Below are 18,330 nucleotides of genomic sequence, written 5' to 3' on the forward strand. Positions count from 1 at the left end.
TGACCTGCTCCCCGTTGATTAGTACACCCCGATGTTAGTAATGTCTTCATAAGCCACATGAGGACATCCCCATGAAGAAGCGTTTTTCCGACGAACAGATCATCAGTATTCTCCGCGAAGCCGAAGCTGGGGTACCCGCCCGTGAACTCTGCCGCAAGCATGCCATTTCCGATGCCACGTTTTACACCTGGCGTAAGAAGTATGGCGGTATGGAGGTGCCTGAAGTTAAGCGCCTGAAGTCGCTTGAGGAAGAGAACACCAGACTCAAGAAGCTGCTTGCCGAAGCCATGCTGGATAAAGAGGCGCTTCAGGTGGCTCTTGGGCGAAAGTACTGACGACAGACCAGAAGCGGGAAACCGTGATGTTGATGTGTGATGCGACCGGTCTGTCGCAACGTCGTGCCTGCAGGCTTACAGGTTTATCCCTGTCGACCTGCCGCTATGAGGCTCACCGTCCGGCTGCTGATGCGCATTTATCAGGGCGCATCATTGAGCTGGCACTGGAGCGCAGGCGTTTTGGCTACCGTCGTATTTGGCAGTTGCTGCGCCGTGAAGGGCTTCATGTTAATCATAAGCGCGTGTACCGGCTTTATCACCTCAGTGGCCTGGGCGTAAAACGCAGAAGACGTCGTAAAGGGCTGGCAACAGAACGTCTGCCGCTGCTCCGTCCGGCGGCGCCCAATCTGACCTGGTCGATGGATTTCGTCATGGACGCACTTTCCACCGGTCGCAGGATCAAGTGTCTTACCTGCGTCGATGATTTCACAAAGGAATGCCTGACGGTCACTGTTGCCTTTGGGATTTCAGGCGTTCAGGTCACGCGTATTCTGGACAGCATTGCACTGTTTCGAGGCTATCCGGCGACGATAAGAACTGACCAGGGGCCGGAGTTCACTTGCCGTGCACTGGATCAATGGGCCTTTGAGCATGGTGTTGAGTTGCGCTTAATCCAGCCGGGCAAGCCAACGCAGAACGGATTTATTGAGAGCTTTAACGGACGATTTCGCGATGAATGTTTGAATGAGCACTGGTTCAGCGATATCGTTCATGCCAGGAAAATTATTAATGACTGGCGGCAGGATTATAACGAATGCCGCCCGCACTCCACGCTGAATTATCAGACACCGTCTGAATTTGCAGCGGGCTGGAGAAAGGGTCATTCTGAGAATGAAGATTCCGACGTTACTAACTGAGTGTTGTATCTAATCGTGGGGGCAGGTCACCCGAATGCGAAGGATTTTTACGGTGCTTAAAGACATAAACTGTATTCCTCTTCTTTGCTTTGGTTCGGAAGAGGTTATTCAGAATCGTCAGCCTTAAAAATACGGCTGCAGTGTGTAAAAAATGATTTAAGGTAATCGGTTGATATTATGGGTTATTTTTCTAAAGGTTTTTTGTTTTCTGAGTTGGGACTGGAGTATGACAGGGCTGTTCGGGGGATAAAGCTGTTTCTTCCAGAGAATACGTGGTCAGAACTGCTCTCTTTGCTTGATGAGAACAATATGGATACTACTAATTATTTGAATAGTTTAATCGGAAGAGCTTCTCCTGGAAGAGATGCTTTGGAGGAATGTTTACAGGCATTGTCTAATAAAACATTTCTATATGACCTTGATGATGGTTTAACTGCAGGTGTTGATGAAAGTATTTCAGTTACAATAGAAAAAGCTGCTTTATGGTGGAGGTTAGGGATTTTTTTCTGGAAAGATAATAGAAGCAAAGGATTGTTTTTACTGTTAAAAGCAATAAGTTTGCTAAATTACTGTCATGGCTTCTGCTCTCGTGAATCGCGTCTGCAGGATGAAGCTGAAAGTAAAGCCCAAAAGGTTGCTGGAGGTAATGCTAAGGCTGCACGTTATGCAGGTTTTAAGGCTGAGGTTATCAGATTGCTGTATGAGAAAGTACCTGAAGGAGGGTGGAAAAGTAAAATTGCGGCTCTTAAGGATATTGATGCTGATTTATGTAATTTTGTAGTGACACATGGTCTCCCCTTGGCTCAGGCTAATCAGAATCAGGAGGAACAGATAGCGGGATTGCCTCGGTTGATTCTGGATTGGTCCCGGGATGATGTAATAATTAAGGCCGTATTTCATGCCGTAGTGAAAAAAAGAAAAGCGCCATGAAAGACGCTCTATAGATTTATTTTATTGCTGAATATACATAATCAGCCCAAGCCTGCATCATAGACCTGCGTTGTTCCAGCAGGTCAGTTCTGTGATAGGCTGCTTCGACTTTATTCTGGACGGTATGCGCCAAAGCTCGTTCAGCAAGGTCTCGGGGATATCGGTGTTCACTACACCAGTCACGAAAACTTGAACGAAAACCATGTGCCGTTGCTACACGGTCTGGCACATCGCTTACAGCGTTTATTCTGCGAAGAAAAGCCGTCAATGCCATGTCTGATAAAACAATTTGCTTGCGAGGTGAGGGGAACACCAGCTCCCTATGTAGGCCTTTCATATGTTTGATGACCTCTATTGCTTGTTTTGACAGTGGAACTCGATGCCTCTGTCCGGCTTTCATTTTTTCTGCTGGGATAGTCCAAACTGAATTCTTAAAATCTATTTCACTCCATTTCATGGCTCTGGCTTCCCCTGAACGACAAGCCGTGAGGATGACCAAACACATCAAGGCCTGGCTGACATTGCAGGTCTCATTACTCCATATGTGGGTTGCCAGAAAAAGGGGAATGTTTTTCCATGGCATTGCTGGCTGGTGGGTCCTACGCAGTGTGCCACTTACTTGCTGAGGCAATAAATGCCCAACAACATCCACTGGGTTACCTGAGCAGTATTCATGTGCCCACCCCCAGGCCATGACGGTATGGATACGTTGTTTCGTTCTTCTGGCTGTTTCTGAATGTGATAGCCAGATAGGACGAAGCACTGTTGCAATATTCGCTACTGTTAAATTGTTGAGGTGTATTGAACCAATATGCGGGAATGCATGTTTCTCAAGAGTGGTTAACCACTGCTTGCCATGCTTCGCGTTTTTCCATCCAGATTTTAGCTCTGCATGAACCGTGCGTGCCGCTTCTTCAAAAGTAGGGATCACTACCTTCTCGATTTTTTGGGATTCAAGGGGGTCAATACCGGCAGCAAGTTGTTCTCGCATGGCTGAGGCTAGCTTACCGGCTTCAGCGATACTGATTTCGGGATAAATACCTAAGCCCGAATTACGACGTTTTCGTGTTACGGGGCTCAGGTAGCGAAGTACCCATTTTCCTCTTCCTCGTTTCGAGGATGGATGTAGTGCTAATCCCGTGATGCTTCCATGGGGGATCGGTTTATCATCAGGTTTGATATTGCGGGCTTTGGTATCAGTGATTACAGCCATCGTTTTTCCTTGGGATCCAGTATGCCATTCGGTATGCCATTTGTTGTGGCTTTCAGTGGATTTGATTGAATAGCTTTAAATGAGGGAAGTAAATATCTTATTGATATTTAATGATTAATTGGATTGTGTTGGACTGAATTAGTTTTGAGATAGGCAGCCTACGCTTCCGCCAAACATAAACCCCAAGCTATAAAATAGCTTGGGGTTTTTTCATTTTGCTCGGTTTATATTTTGCCTTCCTTTACTCGTCTTACTCGCGCAAGGGCAACTGCGCCCCTGACCGGTTGAATGCTGGTGAACTGAGTAATCCCCGGCCTCGCAAGACCTACATGAGCGAACGTCTCTTCATTCGTCGTGCTATCCATAGCAAGCCCAGCATAATAGCCAGATAGCCCATAACGTAATTTCCCTGTTGCTTTCGTTCAGAGAGCGCCGGGTCGGCAGCCCATGCCAGAAAGGCGGTAACATCCCTGGCGTATTGCTCTTCAGTTTCAGCTTTTTTCGACGCCGGGCTCCATTGGATCTCCCCACTCGTCAGCGGTTTTGGCATGTTAATCACACCGCCAGGAAAATAGCGATTAGCCTTCAGTTCGGGATCGGCAGGCAGATAGCCGGTTAGCAGCGCGTAAACGTAATCTGCCCCCTGGTCCGTGTAGGGCAGAAAAGCATCTAACAAAAATTGTGGGAATCCGCGATCGTATGAACGGGCACGGACGATATAGCTCAGGTCAACGGGTTCAGCGCCATTGTTAAGGTATCTTGCTTCCCGGTCATTTAGATATGGTGATATAAAGCTGTCATTTAGCGTACCGTCGCGCTCACCTATCTGGCCGTCATCCTGAATCGCAGGAAACTGATAGCCGCTGGCGATACTTCTTGCTTCTTCAACCGTGAGTTCCAGACCACCGGGCCTGGTCAACGTCCGAAAGGTAAGGTGTTTCATGCCGTGACAAGCGCGACACTTCTCTTCATAAACCTGCAGACCACGTCTAAGCTGTTCCTTATCATATTGACCGGTAATACCACTGAAGCTCCATTCCTGGCGTTCAGGCGTGGCTTCCTGCGCATATGAGGAACCCAGCCCCAACAGAGAAAAGAACAGGACGCTGAATTTCAATAGTTGTTTCATCCTCAATCCTGTTTTTCCAAAAAACGACGGCAAGGTAAGACGATTAAAAACCAGCCAAACCAAATCAGTGTCGAAAGCTGGGATGCGGCACGGATCCAGCCCTCTTCATTACGAAAGCCATCAAAAAGATCCGGGCCTACCAGCGCTTTCGACCCTAACCAGCCTAAAAAGCAGGCATTAATAACCCATAGCCAGAATCCGCACTTAACCAGTTTGCTGTAATGGCGAAAACGAGCCCGGGAAGTATCAAGCCAGGGTAGAAAATAGAAAATCAGTATTGAGCCGCACATCGCGACTAGCCCCACGAATTCATTCGGGAAGCAGCGCAAGATAGAGAAGAAGGGAAGGAAATACCATTCTGGCGCAACAATCGCGGGTGTAATCGTTGGGTCCGCAGTAATAAAGTTGTCGGCGCTGCTCAGATAGTGCGGCGCGAAGAATAAAAACCAGGCGAAAACCATCAAAAAAAGAGTAATTTTGATAGCATCGAGATCGGTAATTTTGTAATCGAACAACAGGCTCCTGGACTCTTTCTCGCTAAACTTCTTTTTCATCGCCTGGGCAAACGCCGACTGTACGGTACGTATATGAATAACCGTGGCGACGACAATCACAAAGGGAAGAATAAAGTGGATAACAAAAAAGCGGCCAAGCATCGGCGTACCCGGCGTATGGCTGCCGACTAAATATGCGTAAAGCGTATCCCCTACCCACGGAATAGCCTGGGCAAAGCGGGTAATGACCGTTGCCGCCCAGTAGCTTTTTTGCCCCCAGATAAGGCTATAACCAAGAAACGCGGTCATCATCAGCAGGATATACAGCGTGACGCTAACCATCCACATTGTCGTCCAGGGCTTGCGGTAAACGTTGTAGTACATACCACGAAAAATATGCAGATAGCAGGCAAAGAAAAAGAGCGATGCGCCAATAGCATGCATGTTGCGTAACAGCTCTCCATGGCGAACCGCGCGCATAATATGAATAATGGAGTCAAATGCCAGCTCAGCTGTCGGCACGTAAAACATCGCCAGCACGATACCCGTAAGGATCTGCACCCCGAGCATAATTAGCAGGATAGCGCCGATTGCAAACACCCAGAGTCCAGCAACTGAGCGAGGGAAGGGGATACGTCCGCGGAGCGAACAGACAAGTTCATTCCTCATTTCAGGCTTCCTTCGTGCCGATACGCACGACCTGCCCATCGGAATGAATAACGTAGTCTGGGATTGCCAGGTTGGCAGTTGCGGGCCCGCGCGTCACGCGCCCGGAGGTATCAAACTCTGAACCGTGGCACGGACAGATCCAACCCATCCCCCCCGGTCGGGCGTTGGGTACACACCCGGCATGTGGGCAATAACCTTGAACCACCAGCCATTGAGGATGGGCTGCAGAGACCCTGGCGCTGTCTGGCTGTGGGTCGATAAGCGTATCCAGGTCGGCACTTCTGGCAGTAATAATTTCATCCGGGGTGCGATGGTGTATAAGAATCAACCTTCCTTGCCATACACGTCTGACTGTTTGTCCAGCAGCAACACCTGCAAGAGAGACATCAATCGGTTCATTTTCCCCAAGCGTTTTTTCATCCGGGCCCAAGGCCGAAACCAGCGGCCAGACGGCAGCCGCGACGCCTGCGGCACCGACAAATTTAGTCAGTTTACACAGGCATTCCCTACGCTGTTCCTGGATTTCGCCATCTGGAAGTTTATTATCTGCCACCTCGTATACCTCCCTGAGTATCGCGGATTAACGTTTATCGATACGCGCGTAAATTTCCTGAAAGCGCTTGTCAGCAATACCCGGCGCTTTGAACGCGCGGTAGCTTTCTGGTAACGAGGCATCTCCAACCTTAATCAGCATCACCATGCCCTGAGCGTAATGCGGTGTACATTTGATGCCGTAAAACCCGGCATTGTCATAAGTAACTTCGATCTCTTCATCTATTTTTCCCATAAATCCAGGATAGCCAGCCGGTGACAATTCAGCGATTGAAGCCGCGTTGTGGCTCTTATGTTTACGGATAAACTTCACCGTATCCCCTGGCTGGATCTCCAGATAATCTGGCTCATAGACCATTGGTCCCCCAGCCCCACGATTTTTCATCAACACTTCGTGAGTTTGTGCGAAGGCAGAAGAGGCGAAGGCGAGAAAACACAAAATTTGCAGACTCTGTTTGAGGTATTTCATTGATTCTTCCTTAAAATTCATCAGGCCGTTGATAACGAATAAAACAATTTTCACCACCCGCATCCTTTTCAATGATGGCGTCGATTCCAAACCAGGAGTGGAGGTTTTCGCGGGTAAAAACGGCGCAAGGTTTCCCCTGCATCGCCATATGTCCGGACGTCATGACGATGACGCGATCGCAGAACATCGCGGCATGATTAAGATCGTGCAGAGCGGCAATCACCGTGAGCTTTTCACGTTTAACCAGACTCAACAGGCCAATCTGATGTTGAATGTCGAGGTGGTTGGTGGGTTCATCCATCAGCAACAACTGTGGTTGTTGCGCCAGCGCCCGGGCGATATGCAGGCGCTGTTTTTCTCCCCCTGAAAAGGTATGCCAGCAGCGATGCTGTAATTCACTGAGATCGACCTTTTCCAGCATAGTTTGCACAATATCGTCATCTTTGGCGGACCAGGGGGAGAGCATGCTAAGCCAGGGGGTTCGCCCCAGAGAAACGGCTTGTAAAGCGGTAAGACGCTCGCTGGTTTCAGCCTGTTGTTCGACCAGCGCCACCTGTTGCGCAAGATGACGCCGCGAATAATGCTGGAGCGCCTTTTGCTGCAGAGTGATATGCCCGGAAGTCGGCTTCAATAAACCGGCCAGCAGTGAAATCAGTGACGTTTTGCCCGAGCCGTTGGGACCTATGATGCCGACAAACTCACCAGGCGTTACGCTGAGTGAAATATCATCAACAATCGTCTTGCCTTTTACCTTCCATCGCAGATTACAGGCTTCAATAACGGCTTGTGCAGAGTTCACAAGGGGGGATACGAGATTCACCGTCATTTGTTCTGGTTTCCTCTAATCAGAATGATTGAAAACGCAGGGGCGCCAACCAGAGCGGTGATCACGCCTATTGGTAGAACCTGACCGGGGAGTAACGTGCGGGAAATAACATCTGCGATAATGAGGAAAATCGCGCCGGTAAGCGCACTGACTGGCAGCAGTCGATGATGCTGGTTGCCGACCAGCAGACGAGCGGCATGCGGGATAACCAGACCGACAAAGCCGATCGCACCAACGATGGAGACCATAATTGCCGTCATGCCGGTGACGGCGGCAATCAGTACTGCACGGGTACGTTTTACTGGAATGCCCAACGATGCTGCAGACTCAGCGCCAAAGGAGAAGGCGTCGAGATGGCGGGCATAACAAAAGCACAGCGCAATACCGACCAGAGCGGTAGGAATGGCTAAGACAACATCGGGCCAGCGTACACCGCTCAAATTACCTAACAACCAGAACATAATTCCGCGCGCTTGCTCGGCATTTGCTGAGCGGGTGATGATTAGCGACGTAATTGCATTGAAAAGCTGCGAGCTGGCGATGCCGGCAAGAATGATTTGGGTTGTCACACCGCCGCCTTGTCTACCGCCAGCAGCCATTGCCAATAGTGCAACGAACATAAATGCCGTTAGCGCGCCAATGAAAGCCCCCAATGACATGCTGATAATGCCGGCCCCAAGCCCGGTGAGAGCAATCAGCACCGCTCCGGTGGATGCTCCGGCAGAAATCCCCAGTAGATAAGGTTCGGCGAGTGCATTGCGTAGCAACGACTGTAACACTACGCCGGAAACAGCCAGGCAGGCACCGCAACTGGCAGAGACCAGCGCTCGGGTCAGGCGATAGTTCCAGACGATCCCAGCATCCAGCGCATCGACAGGATAGTGGGTATCAAAAAGATGATTTGCCAGCGTACTGAGCACATGCCGCCAGGGGATCAGCGTTTCGCCGATGGAAATCCCCGCCAGCAGCACGCAGCACATCAGCGCACTGACCCAGACGGCATGCCCACCGACTCTCACCGCAAGCAGACCAACGGCACGACGCATCCTGCGTGGATCACTCATGATTATCTGCGTTCCTGAGTAACAGAGATGCGCTATACCGTGCGAGGATATAGCGCAAAACGTAGATTAATGAGCAGCCTGCGGATGCGCTAAGCCATATTCAACAAGGGCATCAGCCAGTTTTTCCAGCCCATCAATAGTTCTGATCCCAGCATTCATTGTCTGTACGTCAATGACCGGCAGATGGTTTTCCTTAACGGCAGGAACCAGCCTGGTGACAGGATCGGACTTGAGGTATTCCATCTTGACCTTCCAGTCATCTGCCGGGAAGCGGCGACGGCTCATCTCGCCGAGCACAATGACAGAAGGATTAGCTTTAGCGATAGTTTCCCAGCCCACTGTTGGCCATTCTTCGGCAGAATCAATCACATTCTTCACACCCAGTGTTTGGGCTATCCATGCTGCTGGGCCAAACTTCCCGGCAACGTAAGGATCGAGCTGTAAATCGGCGCTTGAAAACCAGAACACGGCAGAAACATTCTTATCAATACCGGTAATTTTATTTTTCGCTGCGGCTTCACGTGCTTTAAGGCTGGCAATCAGCGCTTCGCCTTTATCCTGAACATCGAAGATTTTTGCCAGATCGGCGACTTCCTGATACACCATGGTGATATCAAACATCCCTTTACGGACACCATCACCACCATCTTCGTTATCTTTCGCACAGTCAGCTGGCGCGGTGTAAACAGGAACTTTCAGTTCACTAAACTGTTCATAAGAGGCAACTGTGCCAGCTGGGCCGATTTGCCACTCAAACTGGCTGGCGATCAGATCTGGTTTTTTAGCCAAAATCCCTTCAAAGCTCGGAATATTTTGCGCAATAACGGCAACTTTTTCATTTTCTGTTTTATAGGCGTCCAGTACCGGGCCAAACCACAATGAAGTACCGACGACGCGATCGGCAAGGCCTAATGAATAGAGGATCTCGGTACTGTTCTGACCCACCGTTGCCACGCGCGTTGGTGCCTGATTAAAGGTAATATCGCGGCCACAGTTTTTAATCGTCAGAGGATATTCAGTTTTTGCCGCGTCAGAAAAACCGGAAGCGAGCAGCAGAGCAGTGGTACCAAAAATTGCCAGAAGCGTTTTTTTAGAGGAGTAAAAGGTAGAATTAGCGTGCATTGTCATCGTCCCGTTGATGCCAGAATCTTAAGGTCTGGTCATGGCTCATTTCATTCCATATATCGGGAGGAGACATGAAGATAGATGACATTGAATCGTGAAATTTAAGAATAAAGATATGCGAAAAATGCAAGTAATACTGACTTAGCCAAAATCTTATTCATAAATACACTACTGCTGGTGTCAAATAATTCATCCCATGGACCATCCCGTCCACTCAATGGTATACATCATTGACAGCAGGTCTCCTGACTCACGGTAATCAGAATATCAGCCTTCCCATAAAGATAAACTTTACAGTGACCTGTGGCTTATTAGCCACACAAGGATATTCTGCATCCGCCTACAGTTGCGGGGGCAGTTATGGAATTGAATTAAATAATTCTCACCATATTCCTATTCATACACAAAATGTAATGAAATGCTGTCGAAAGTGACTCTAACGGCAATTGTTAACAAGGTCAACCACGGAATGTAAGAGGTATAAAGATAATGCCGTTCTGAAAATAATCAGTAAAAACAATATGATGTAGATGCATTGCTCTGTGTGTTGCTATAAATGAAAATAACAACAGAAAGCTAAATGAGAATTGATTGATGTTGATCAAATTACGAGCATGATTCAATCTCTGCGTATAAAACATATTGATCACCATCAAAAATGCTGCGGATTGGTGTTTGAATCCTTTTTTTACGAACTCTCCATATGTACCAATTGCCATTCATCCTGCATATCCATAATCACCTTAAAATTATTACGCAACCAGAAGTGATATCCTCCTGGTAAAAAATGGTGGGTGTGAAGATACAACGTTTTATATTGATGTTGCTGGCAGAATACATCTGCTAAAGCAAACAATTGGCTGCCAATCCCCTGTCTACGATAGCGCTCATCCACGTAGCAACGACAAATTTCTGCCGTTTCACGCAAGTTGTAGCGCCCACGCAGTTCAGTAATACGATCATTATATTGACATACCGCCAGTGTGGCGATTAATTCTTGGTTTTCATTCCATGCGCAAAGCAATAAATTTCTTTCCTGTAACAGATACTGTTGTTCGAGATCAAAGAGATCTTCTTCGGCAGAAGGCATGGATCTGCCGGCATTGAAGAATAAATTAAGATGCTCAATAAGGAACGACTGAACAGCAGGAATATCGGCGTGAGTCATCTCACTAAATCTAAATGGGATCATGGCATGCATAACTCAATCTTAGAATGGAAAACGATAATAACAATAAGCCTCCTTTAAAAACAATATTGAGCGGCAAGAGACAGAAATGCAATTATCTATGGTGCTATTCTGCATACGGATTATAAATGGGAATCGTAAGCCCCTGCTGCTGGCGACGGTAGTAGCCACGCCGCTGGTGGGGGGGATCTGGGGGGGACCACAATCGGATGGTGAGGCGCTTTCTTGTGCCTGGTTCTCGTCGCGGTCCTCGCCTTTATCTGGCAGTGCACGTTTGCCATGAGCAACGTACTGCTTCTTTGCGCTGGGGTGCTGACGTTATTCACCGCAAGCCAGAAGACCAACACGCTGTGTTCCGTTTTACCACTTACCTGCACCACTAACTCTCAAAAATGAGAGGCCGATCCTCTGAGCAGGACTTTTGTCCTCAATCACCTCACAAACGTCTGGTTACAATCCCTGCATATCTTCAATACCCATAATTCAGGAATTGTTATGACTGCACATATTAATGCCAAGCCAGGGGATTTCGCGCCAACCGTTATTATGCCGGGCGATCCGCTCCGTGCTAAATTTATTGCCGAAAATTATTTAATGGATTACCGCGAAGTCACCAATGTACGTAATATGCTGGGTTATACCGGTTTATATTTTGGGCAACCTGTTTCGGTGATGGGACATGGAATGGGCATCCCTTCAATGACGCTTTATGCCCATGAACTGGTACATGATTTTGGTGTGCAAAGAATTATTCGCGTCGGCAGTTTAGGAGCAACACAACATCATGTCAAAATGCGCGATATTATCCTGGCCGTCGCCGCCGGAACGGATTCAGTCACAAATTTAAAACGTAGCGCGGGCTATGCGATGGCAACATCTGCCTATTTCCCATTATTACAGCAGGCGTGGACGCTGGCACAGAAGGCGGGTATCGATATTAAAGTCGGCAATGTTTTCAGCGGCGATCTTTATTACGATCCTGACGAAAATTTAATACCGGCACTGGAAAAATTCGGTGTACTGGGTGTAGATATGGAAGTAGCAGGCTTATACGCTTTAGCGCATCAGTTTAATATTGAAGCGCTGGCTATTTTAACTGTCTCCGATCATTGCCTGACAGGTGAAGAAACAACGGCAGAAGAACGACAATTGACCTTTAACAACATGATTGAGCTGGCGCTAAATACTGCTGTTACCGCTTAGTTCCGGCTTTTAATTGAACCAATCAGAGATGGCATTATATGAAGAATAAAATAGCACTTACGCTGATTAGTTTTCTGGCAAATTTTATTATGGCAGGGTTTGCCAGTCAGTTCGGTATGCTAATCGAACCGATTGCAGTACGCTACGGTGCCGATGTGAATACCGTTGCTTCGATATTTTCGTTGCTCAATGGTGGAGCATTAGCCGGCACCATCGCCGCCTTTTTCCTGATTGAGAAAATCGGTGTGAAGCGTATGACGCTCATTATCTATTCGATAGTGTTCCTTTGCGCTCTGGTAATGCACTTAAGCCCTGGCTTATGGCCGGTGATGGTCGCCATGACCCTGGTGGGTTTTTGCGGTGGGATCGGTCTGTGCGTGGCAGGAACGATTGTGGTATCGGTCTGGCAGGATCGTATTCAAAGTACGATGCTGGTGGTGCAGGACGCCACTTTTAACGTCGCGGGTGTAGTTTTCCCGCTGATCACCACCTTCGCCCTGACGCACAATATGTCGTGGAGTTACAGCTATCTGAGCGTGGGTATGGTGGCCTTACTCACGCTGGGCGTTGTGGCGCTCACCCGCTTTACTGCCTGCGAGACGTCGCCCACGGCAGATCGGACAGACAAGGTAAAATCGGAGTGGAATCCAGGGATTATCAGCGGAGGCATTGGCCTGTTCTTAGGTATGCTGGCGCTGTACACCTTCCTGACCTGGGCACCATTATTTGTGAAGAACAAATTTGGCATTCCCTTTGAAGAAGCAGGAAATATTATTACGCAATACTGGGGCGCTGCGCTGGTCGGGGCATTAGTATCAACCGTCATTGTTTCTCGGGTGAAGATACATTATTTCCTGCTAAGTATTATTTTGCTGGCTAGCATTATTACCACAATTATCGTCACGAAGGATAATATCTCCGGGCTTGATTATCTGGCATACAGTTACGGCTTTGTCTGTGCTGCGCTGTATAACTCATTTATTGCCTATGGTGTTTCTTTCGTGAAGCGTGCGAGCAGTCAGAACGTTTCTTATATTTTAATTAGCGGCAGTGCCGGGGCCATGTTTAGTCCGGCGATCAGCGCGCTCATGGAAAAAACAATGGGATTACAGAAAATTATGTACGCAATACCGGTGTTGTATTTAATTATCTTTGTTATGTTAATGGCGACATTAAAACTCAAACGTAATTAAAAGCACTAATAATACTTACCTCTTTAATTAAATAGCCAGTCGCCACACCATTTATATGGTGAGGCGATACTCAACCTTACTCAAAGGAATTGAAAATGCTGAAAAAGAATAAATTAATGATTAAAAAAACAATCCTGGGTGCAGTAGTGGCAATGAGCTGTATGCAAGCATTCGCGGCTGACTATACTGATGGCAACATCCGTAAAAATGATTTTAACTGGATGCAGATGAACTTAATGCAAAGTGTGGACGCGAAAGTGCCATATGGTATTCGCAATGACACCTATCTGGAACTGGAGTTTGGTGCACGCTCTGGCATTATCGATCTGTACGGTTATGTGGATTTCTTTGATATTTTGGATCGCGAGCAGGACGATCGTCACGGTGGTGATAACTTCTTTGCCAAGATATCTCCACGTTTTTCCCTGGACGCCATTTTTAATAAAGATTTATCCGTTGGGCCGTTTAACGAATTCTATATTGCAACGGTAAATAACATTGGCGACCGGGAATTATTTGAACATTACGTTGGTCTGGGTACAGATGTGAAGGTCCCGTGGTTTGGTCTGGTGGGAATGAACATCTATGCGCATTATGTTCGTGAAAACTACGGTGCGGATAACGAAGGAAAGTGGGATGGTTACATGTTCTCGACTAACTGGTCGACGCCATTCTATACCTTTGCCAACGGCAGTTATCTGAACTATCAGGGGTACTTTGACTACCAGTTCGCCGCGAATAAGATTGCTAATCAACCGTTATACAGCAATAACGCGATTGAATGGTATAACGGTATCTACTGGCATTCAGAGCATTATGCAGTCGGTTATGGCCTGAAGTATTTCCGTAACATGGCATTGATGGAAAACCACGGCGGAGCAGGGCGAACCACCGGGCTCGGTCACTATTTCAATCTCACCTATAAGTTCTGATTGCGCCGAAATGACACACCAATGCTCTGTTTACGAGAGTTGGTGTGTCAGTCAATGATGTCATTGCCGAGAAATTTACGCAGCCCATCCAGATCCTTAATTTCCAGTCCTTGCTTCGTTCGCGTTACCAGCCCGGCATCCGTCAGCGCTTTAACCGCCCGCCGATAGACCCGGTCGGTTGTGCCGAATCGCTCAGCTTCCTGGTATTTTTTATGGAAACCATCCATCGGCTGCTTGTTCTGATGCTGGCGATACAGGTCATACGCCACGTTATGTACGATAGGGTAGAGCATCCGGTGCAGGAAGATTTCCAGCATATCCTGATAATCAATCGCCATTGCACTGGCAAAAAATATCGCCAGTCTGGGATGCTGATTCAGCGCTTCTTCCAGACGGTCACAGCTGCACACTGCTACGGTCAGTGGTTCTTCCGCGACGATATCAAGCTGGCAGCGATACCCGGTAAAAAACTCCATTTCACCAAACAGCTGCTCGTCGCATTCCATGGCGCCCAACTGGAATCGGCGACCATTCTCCGCGCTGTAACGCAGCGAAATTCTTCCGGATTGCACCATGATCAGTCGATCGACAACCTGTCCCTGGCGGTATAGATACTCATCTTCCTGGATAATCTGCGTTTCAGAGAGCAGTTCCTGAAATATCTTCTCAATCAAGGCATCATCCTGCTGCCAGATGTTGTGAAAACGACCTTTCGTGAGGGGTTTAAGCTGCATGACTCAACGTCTTATTGTTTAAGATAATTCTTATCTGAGACTGTATGCCATCTGCTGGGCAATGTCATTAAGAGCGCGGGGCGGATAATAAAAGGACCAGCACCATGCTGGTCCTGACACACTAAGGATGGCTGATAAAGCGAGACAGGCGCTGGCGCAGCAGGCGGTTTTCCTGGCGTAACTGAGCGTTCTCCTCCAGCAACGTCAGCGCAACGGCAATCCCTGGCCAGTCAAGTTCCAGCTCCTGACGAAGGCGCACCGCGCGACGCATTACTGTCAGCGCATGATCGTCAAACGTCTCGTCTTCATGGGGTTCTATCACCCCTAAGCCGACAATCTCATGCAGCTCTTCTTCTGACACACCGGTGTACAGACAAAATTCGGTAATGGTAAAAGTGACGGTAACGTTAGCCATTATGCTTTCCCCCACTCTTTGCGCGGATCAAAGGTCTTTTGTGCATCCGCCAGTAGTTGCCACAGGGCGGCACTGGCGTCGTCAGGTTTCGGTGGCATGACTATTTTGATCACCGCATACAAATCGCCGGTATGTTTTTTACTTACCAGACCCTTGCCTTTAATGCGTAGCCGCTGACCGGCCTGGCTGCCTGCAGGAATGGTCAGCAGGATGCTCTCTTTCAGCGTCGGAACGGTTACTTTCGCACCCAGCGCAGCTTCCCACGGCGCGAGGGGAACGACAACTTCCAGATCCTGATTAACGATATCGAACAGCGGATGCGGCGCAATATGAATCACCAGCCACAAATCACCGTTCGGCCCACCGTTTTCGCCGGGGGTGCCCTGGCCTTTCAGACGGATGCGCTGGCCGTTACCGACGCCAGCCGGAATTTTCACATTCAGCGTTTTAGGAATTTCTCGTTCTACCATGCCAAACGCATTGTAGACTGGCAGGTTGTAACTGATAGTGCGGCTATGCTCAGTAAGCGTTTCTTCGAGGAATACGGCAACTTCGATTTCGATGTCGTGCCCGCGGCTGGCAGGGCGCTGGCGCGACTGGTGCGCACGCTGACCAAAAATGGAGGAGAAGATATCGTCGAAATCTTCGGCGCTGTAGCTTTGATTCTCTCCTTGCTGGAATTGACGGCTGAACTGTGGGTCGTTGCGGTGCTGCCACAGCTGGTCGTACTCGGCGCGTCGCTGCTCATCACTCAATACTTCCCAGGCTTCTGCAACCTCTTTAAACCGGGCCTCCGCGTCAGTCTCTTTGCTGACATCAGGATGATATTTACGGGCGAGTCGACGATAGGCGGTCTTGATTGTCTTGAGATCGTCTGTCGGTTTCACGCCCATAATGGCGTAATAATCCTTTAATTCCATAGCGTTCTCTCGTGTAAATCAACACTTGCAGAAGGTGAACCCTGACAACAGGTATCACCGCTAAGTTTAGGGTAATCCTGATAACGGCGAATGCCAACCGGGAAGGGAGGATATTGCGATAAACGATGCAGGCATTGCACCACCAACAGCGCAGTTGAGGTTACGGCATCTGTTGTGTGGTGCGAAAAATGAGATTAGCTAAACATCAGGATTTGCTTATCAGGAAGCGGACCGTATCAGCATAGTTTTGCACGAATGCATTAAGGTCATCAGACTTCAGTCCTTTTGGATTGATCATATATTTTCCGTTGATAAAAATGGCGGGCACACCGGTTAAATCAACTGCCTTCGCCATTTCTTGCTGCTTAGCGGTCAGTGATTTCACGGCAAAGCTATTCCATGCCGCATCATAATCACTGGCGCTGACGCCCGCGCTGATAAATACGTTACGAATATCGTCCGCTGTTTTAACGGTTTGTTTTTTCTGAACGGCATCAAAAAGCAACGGCTTAACTTTATCTTGTACGTTTAACAGCATGGCGACGGACCAGGCGTGGGTCATGTCTTGCCCCAGCGGTCCTAAAAAGTCGACGTGGTATTCGGTGAGTTTGACATCTGCAGGCAATACTTTTTTCACGTTATCAGTGATTTCAAAAACTTCATCGTACTGATAACAGGAAGGGCAGTAGAATGAGAAAAACTTCAGCGCCGGCGGTGCGGAAGCGACAGGTTTTTCCAGGGTGATATACTCTTTGCCGTCGGTAAATGATGCTGCCTGAGCGCTAACTGTAAAAAGTAACCCAATCAGGGGTAATAAATATTTTTTCATTTCCATATACTCTAAATAACATTTAATAAACAAATCATTCTGCTAATGAATACGTTATTCATTGCGCCTGGATATAATAATGGAATCTTCTGAAAATACGCTGACCCTTACTTTCATTTACGCATCAGTACGTAGCGGACATTATTTGTGTGCTGTCATTGAATTATCTACATGCATTCTTCGTAAATAGTGAATGATAACTTGCGTGATATTTTCAGGGGTATTTTAGCAATGTCTAGTGTAATAAACGAAGACGAAAATATGATTAATTATCATTTCGATTTTAAAGCGTGAATAGCAAGGTATTGCGCTAAGTTCTGCAAATACCCCGTAGATTTTCTTTTTCTTGTCGTGCGTGAATGAATAGGTTAAGTGTCAGAGATGAGCAACCCAAATGGATATCGCTATGATTGACCACCTGGATCACCTGGTACTAACCACCAATCATGAAGAGGCTTGCGTTCGTTTCTATGTCGAGCTTTTAGGCATGAGGCTGGAAACCTTCGCGCAAGGTCGGAAAGCCTTTGTCTTTGGCAATCAGAAAATCAATCTCCACATTCGGGGAAAAGAGTTTGAACCCAAAGCCTACGCGCCAACGCCGGGGGCGCTGGATTTGTGTTTTATCACCACGCGTACGCTGGAAGAGGTGATGGAGACGTTTCAAACCCACGGAGTTGAGATTATTGAAGGGCCCGTTGCACGTACCGGTGCGACAGGACCTATTCGCTCGGTGTATGTCAGGGATCCCGATCTCAATCTGATTGAAATCGCGGTATATCCAGCAGATAGCAGGACATAACTTTACAGCGTAAAGGTTGCCAAAACCTGGCGAGTGGTTAAGATAACTCGCATCAATGAGTGAGGGTATAATGGCGAAACGTCAACGGATGGGATGGTGGTTCCTCTGTCTGGCATGTGTTGTGGTGATGGTTTGCACCGCACAACGCATGGCGGGCCTGCACGCGTTGCAGATGGATACCGCCGTTACAAGCGTTGCCGCCAGCGCGCAAGTGCAGACCGACGAGGCCTCACCCGTTACCCCTTGTGAACTGAGCGCGAAGTCATTACTGGCTGCGCCACCCGTACTGTTTGAAGGTGCTATTCTGGTGCTGTGCCTGCTGTTGTCGTTGCTGGCGCCAGTGCGGGCGTTTCGCCTACCTTTTTTCCCACCGCGAGCCATTTCGCCGCCCACTCTCCGGGTGCATCTCCGATTTTGCGTCTTCCGTGAATGACAGAACAGCCGTTGCTGACT

Annotated in this window: 21 protein-coding genes, 1 pseudogene and 1 riboswitch; of the genes and pseudogenes, 9 read left to right on the forward strand and 13 right to left on the reverse strand. The window is 48.2% G+C overall.

What is annotated here, in order from left to right; translation table 11 throughout:
• Nucleotides 1-71: 71 nt before the first annotated feature.
• A protein-coding gene (locus OGY71_RS10730) for an IS3-like element ISSen4 family transposase (RefSeq protein WP_136754148.1) occupies nt 72-1,192 on the forward strand; the annotation gives its coding sequence in 2 pieces (ribosomal slippage) (nt 72-330 and nt 330-1,192; 1,122 coding nt in all).
• Nucleotides 1,193-1,369: 177 nt separating this feature from the next.
• Nucleotides 1,370-2,122, forward strand: coding sequence for a hypothetical protein (locus OGY71_RS10735; RefSeq protein ID WP_286613301.1), 753 nt, complete (start codon nt 1,370-1,372; stop codon nt 2,120-2,122).
• 16 nt (nt 2,123-2,138) lie between these two features.
• Here OGY71_RS10735 and OGY71_RS10740 read toward each other — a convergent pair whose 3' ends face one another.
• The 9 genes from OGY71_RS10740 to OGY71_RS10780 form a co-directional block, all read right to left on the reverse strand.
• Nucleotides 2,139-3,335 carry a tyrosine-type recombinase/integrase gene (locus tag OGY71_RS10740; protein WP_286613303.1) on the reverse strand — a complete coding sequence of 399 codons (1,197 nt, stop codon included), beginning with the start codon at nt 3,333-3,335 and terminating at the stop codon, nt 2,139-2,141.
• Nucleotides 3,336-3,660: 325 nt separating this feature from the next.
• Nucleotides 3,661-4,464, reverse strand: a complete 804-nt coding sequence (locus OGY71_RS10745) for a cytochrome c1 (protein WP_003832014.1) — start codon at nt 4,462-4,464, stop codon at nt 3,661-3,663.
• Nucleotides 4,465-4,466: 2 nt separating this feature from the next.
• Complete coding sequence (locus OGY71_RS10750) at nt 4,467-5,627, reverse strand: cytochrome b (RefSeq protein WP_003832016.1); 1,161 nt, start codon at nt 5,625-5,627, stop codon at nt 4,467-4,469.
• A 1-nt stretch (nt 5,628) separates the two neighbouring features.
• Nucleotides 5,629-6,180 carry a ubiquinol-cytochrome c reductase iron-sulfur subunit gene (gene petA, locus OGY71_RS10755; protein ID WP_003832018.1) on the reverse strand — a complete coding sequence of 184 codons (552 nt, stop codon included), beginning with the start codon at nt 6,178-6,180 and terminating at the stop codon, nt 5,629-5,631.
• Nucleotides 6,181-6,207: 27 nt separating this feature from the next.
• The gene (locus OGY71_RS10760) at nt 6,208-6,648 is read right to left on the reverse strand and encodes a pseudoazurin (RefSeq protein WP_063941857.1); all 441 of its coding nucleotides are present in this window, start codon (nt 6,646-6,648) and stop codon (nt 6,208-6,210) included.
• 10 nt (nt 6,649-6,658) lie between these two features.
• Nucleotides 6,659-7,474 (reverse strand): ABC transporter ATP-binding protein, encoded by an 816-nt coding sequence (locus tag OGY71_RS10765; protein ID WP_003832021.1) that lies wholly within the window; start codon nt 7,472-7,474, stop codon nt 6,659-6,661.
• Nucleotides 7,471-8,538 carry a FecCD family ABC transporter permease gene (locus OGY71_RS10770; protein WP_003832023.1) on the reverse strand — a complete coding sequence of 356 codons (1,068 nt, stop codon included), beginning with the start codon at nt 8,536-8,538 and terminating at the stop codon, nt 7,471-7,473. The genes OGY71_RS10765 and OGY71_RS10770 overlap by 4 nt, the downstream gene beginning before the upstream one ends.
• Before the next feature lie 66 nt (nt 8,539-8,604).
• Nucleotides 8,605-9,660 carry an ABC transporter substrate-binding protein gene (locus tag OGY71_RS10775; RefSeq protein ID WP_003832024.1) on the reverse strand — a complete coding sequence of 352 codons (1,056 nt, stop codon included), beginning with the start codon at nt 9,658-9,660 and terminating at the stop codon, nt 8,605-8,607.
• 221 nt (nt 9,661-9,881) lie between these two features.
• Nucleotides 9,882-10,104, reverse strand: a riboswitch (cobalamin riboswitch).
• Nucleotides 10,105-10,351: 247 nt separating this feature from the next.
• Entirely contained in the window at nt 10,352-10,855 is a 504-nt protein-coding gene (locus OGY71_RS10780; protein ID WP_003832026.1) for a GNAT family N-acetyltransferase, read from the reverse strand.
• A gap of 148 nt (nt 10,856-11,003) precedes the next feature.
• On the opposite strand from OGY71_RS10780, the pseudogene OGY71_RS23310 reads away from it, so the two are divergent.
• From OGY71_RS23310 to OGY71_RS10800, 5 genes and pseudogenes are all read left to right on the forward strand, one after another.
• Nucleotides 11,004-11,065, forward strand: a pseudogene (locus tag OGY71_RS23310) (hypothetical protein); the annotation flags it as partial.
• A gap of 14 nt (nt 11,066-11,079) precedes the next feature.
• Nucleotides 11,080-11,235 carry a hypothetical protein gene (locus OGY71_RS10785; RefSeq protein WP_154816728.1) on the forward strand — a complete coding sequence of 52 codons (156 nt, stop codon included), beginning with the start codon at nt 11,080-11,082 and terminating at the stop codon, nt 11,233-11,235.
• A 112-nt stretch (nt 11,236-11,347) separates the two neighbouring features.
• Nucleotides 11,348-12,055, forward strand: a complete 708-nt coding sequence (gene deoD, locus OGY71_RS10790) for a purine-nucleoside phosphorylase (RefSeq protein WP_032942921.1) — start codon at nt 11,348-11,350, stop codon at nt 12,053-12,055.
• A 38-nt stretch (nt 12,056-12,093) separates the two neighbouring features.
• Nucleotides 12,094-13,248 (forward strand): MFS transporter TsgA, encoded by a 1,155-nt coding sequence (gene tsgA, locus OGY71_RS10795; RefSeq protein WP_063941861.1) that lies wholly within the window; start codon nt 12,094-12,096, stop codon nt 13,246-13,248.
• Between the two features lie 95 nt (nt 13,249-13,343).
• Nucleotides 13,344-14,180: a nucleoside-specific channel-forming Tsx family protein gene (locus OGY71_RS10800; RefSeq protein WP_003832029.1), complete on the forward strand. Its 837-nt coding sequence runs from the start codon at nt 13,344-13,346 to the stop codon at nt 14,178-14,180.
• Nucleotides 14,181-14,227: 47 nt separating this feature from the next.
• Here the strand turns inward: OGY71_RS10800 and OGY71_RS10805 are convergent, their stop codons facing one another.
• The 4 genes from OGY71_RS10805 to dsbA form a co-directional block, all read right to left on the reverse strand.
• Nucleotides 14,228-14,914 carry a Crp/Fnr family transcriptional regulator gene (locus tag OGY71_RS10805; protein WP_003832031.1) on the reverse strand — a complete coding sequence of 229 codons (687 nt, stop codon included), beginning with the start codon at nt 14,912-14,914 and terminating at the stop codon, nt 14,228-14,230.
• Between the two features lie 121 nt (nt 14,915-15,035).
• Nucleotides 15,036-15,329: a chaperone modulator CbpM gene (gene cbpM, locus OGY71_RS10810; protein WP_003832033.1), complete on the reverse strand. Its 294-nt coding sequence runs from the start codon at nt 15,327-15,329 to the stop codon at nt 15,036-15,038.
• Nucleotides 15,329-16,249 (reverse strand): curved DNA-binding protein, encoded by a 921-nt coding sequence (cbpA, locus tag OGY71_RS10815; RefSeq protein WP_286587117.1) that lies wholly within the window; start codon nt 16,247-16,249, stop codon nt 15,329-15,331. Before cbpA ends, cbpM begins: the two co-directional genes overlap by 1 nt.
• A 205-nt stretch (nt 16,250-16,454) precedes the next feature.
• A complete protein-coding gene (gene dsbA / locus OGY71_RS10820; RefSeq protein ID WP_126318536.1) occupies nt 16,455-17,078 on the reverse strand; it encodes a thiol:disulfide interchange protein DsbA in 624 nt (207 codons plus the stop codon).
• A 394-nt stretch (nt 17,079-17,472) separates the two neighbouring features.
• On the opposite strand from dsbA, the gene OGY71_RS10825 reads away from it, so the two are divergent.
• Both OGY71_RS10825 and OGY71_RS10830 read left to right on the forward strand, forming a co-directional pair.
• Nucleotides 17,473-17,877, forward strand: coding sequence for a VOC family protein (locus OGY71_RS10825; protein ID WP_003832040.1), 405 nt, complete (start codon nt 17,473-17,475; stop codon nt 17,875-17,877).
• Between the two features lie 70 nt (nt 17,878-17,947).
• Nucleotides 17,948-18,310 (forward strand): hypothetical protein, encoded by a 363-nt coding sequence (locus OGY71_RS10830; protein WP_003832041.1) that lies wholly within the window; start codon nt 17,948-17,950, stop codon nt 18,308-18,310.
• Nucleotides 18,311-18,330: the final 20 nt, after the last annotated feature.

Source organism: Citrobacter sp. Cpo109, from assembly GCF_030332565.1.
In the GTDB taxonomy this organism is placed as follows: domain Bacteria; phylum Pseudomonadota; class Gammaproteobacteria; order Enterobacterales; family Enterobacteriaceae; genus Citrobacter; species Citrobacter portucalensis.

Excerpts from the sequence above, each read along its gene's own strand:
- OGY71_RS10735 (WP_286613301.1), top strand. The coding sequence starts at position 1,370 with ATGGGTTATTTTTCTAAAGGTTTTTTGTTTTCTGAGTTGGGACTGGAG.
- OGY71_RS10740 (WP_286613303.1), bottom strand. The coding sequence starts at position 3,335 with ATGGCTGTAATCACTGATACCAAAGCCCGCAATATCAAACCTGATGAT.
- OGY71_RS10745 (WP_003832014.1), bottom strand. The coding sequence starts at position 4,464 with ATGAAACAACTATTGAAATTCAGCGTCCTGTTCTTTTCTCTGTTGGGG.
- OGY71_RS10750 (WP_003832016.1), bottom strand. The coding sequence starts at position 5,627 with ATGAGGAATGAACTTGTCTGTTCGCTCCGCGGACGTATCCCCTTCCCT.
- OGY71_RS10760 (WP_063941857.1), bottom strand. The coding sequence starts at position 6,648 with ATGAAATACCTCAAACAGAGTCTGCAAATTTTGTGTTTTCTCGCCTTC.
- OGY71_RS10765 (WP_003832021.1), bottom strand. The coding sequence starts at position 7,474 with ATGACGGTGAATCTCGTATCCCCCCTTGTGAACTCTGCACAAGCCGTT.
- OGY71_RS10770 (WP_003832023.1), bottom strand. The coding sequence starts at position 8,538 with ATGAGTGATCCACGCAGGATGCGTCGTGCCGTTGGTCTGCTTGCGGTG.
- OGY71_RS10775 (WP_003832024.1), bottom strand. The coding sequence starts at position 9,660 with ATGCACGCTAATTCTACCTTTTACTCCTCTAAAAAAACGCTTCTGGCA.
- OGY71_RS10780 (WP_003832026.1), bottom strand. The coding sequence starts at position 10,855 with ATGATCCCATTTAGATTTAGTGAGATGACTCACGCCGATATTCCTGCT.
- deoD (WP_032942921.1), top strand. The coding sequence starts at position 11,348 with ATGACTGCACATATTAATGCCAAGCCAGGGGATTTCGCGCCAACCGTT.
- tsgA (WP_063941861.1), top strand. The coding sequence starts at position 12,094 with ATGAAGAATAAAATAGCACTTACGCTGATTAGTTTTCTGGCAAATTTT.
- OGY71_RS10800 (WP_003832029.1), top strand. The coding sequence starts at position 13,344 with ATGCTGAAAAAGAATAAATTAATGATTAAAAAAACAATCCTGGGTGCA.
- OGY71_RS10805 (WP_003832031.1), bottom strand. The coding sequence starts at position 14,914 with ATGCAGCTTAAACCCCTCACGAAAGGTCGTTTTCACAACATCTGGCAG.
- cbpM (WP_003832033.1), bottom strand. The coding sequence starts at position 15,329 with ATGGCTAACGTTACCGTCACTTTTACCATTACCGAATTTTGTCTGTAC.
- cbpA (WP_286587117.1), bottom strand. The coding sequence starts at position 16,249 with ATGGAATTAAAGGATTATTACGCCATTATGGGCGTGAAACCGACAGAC.
- dsbA (WP_126318536.1), bottom strand. The coding sequence starts at position 17,078 with ATGAAAAAATATTTATTACCCCTGATTGGGTTACTTTTTACAGTTAGC.
- OGY71_RS10825 (WP_003832040.1), top strand. The coding sequence starts at position 17,473 with ATGGATATCGCTATGATTGACCACCTGGATCACCTGGTACTAACCACC.
- OGY71_RS10830 (WP_003832041.1), top strand. The coding sequence starts at position 17,948 with ATGGCGAAACGTCAACGGATGGGATGGTGGTTCCTCTGTCTGGCATGT.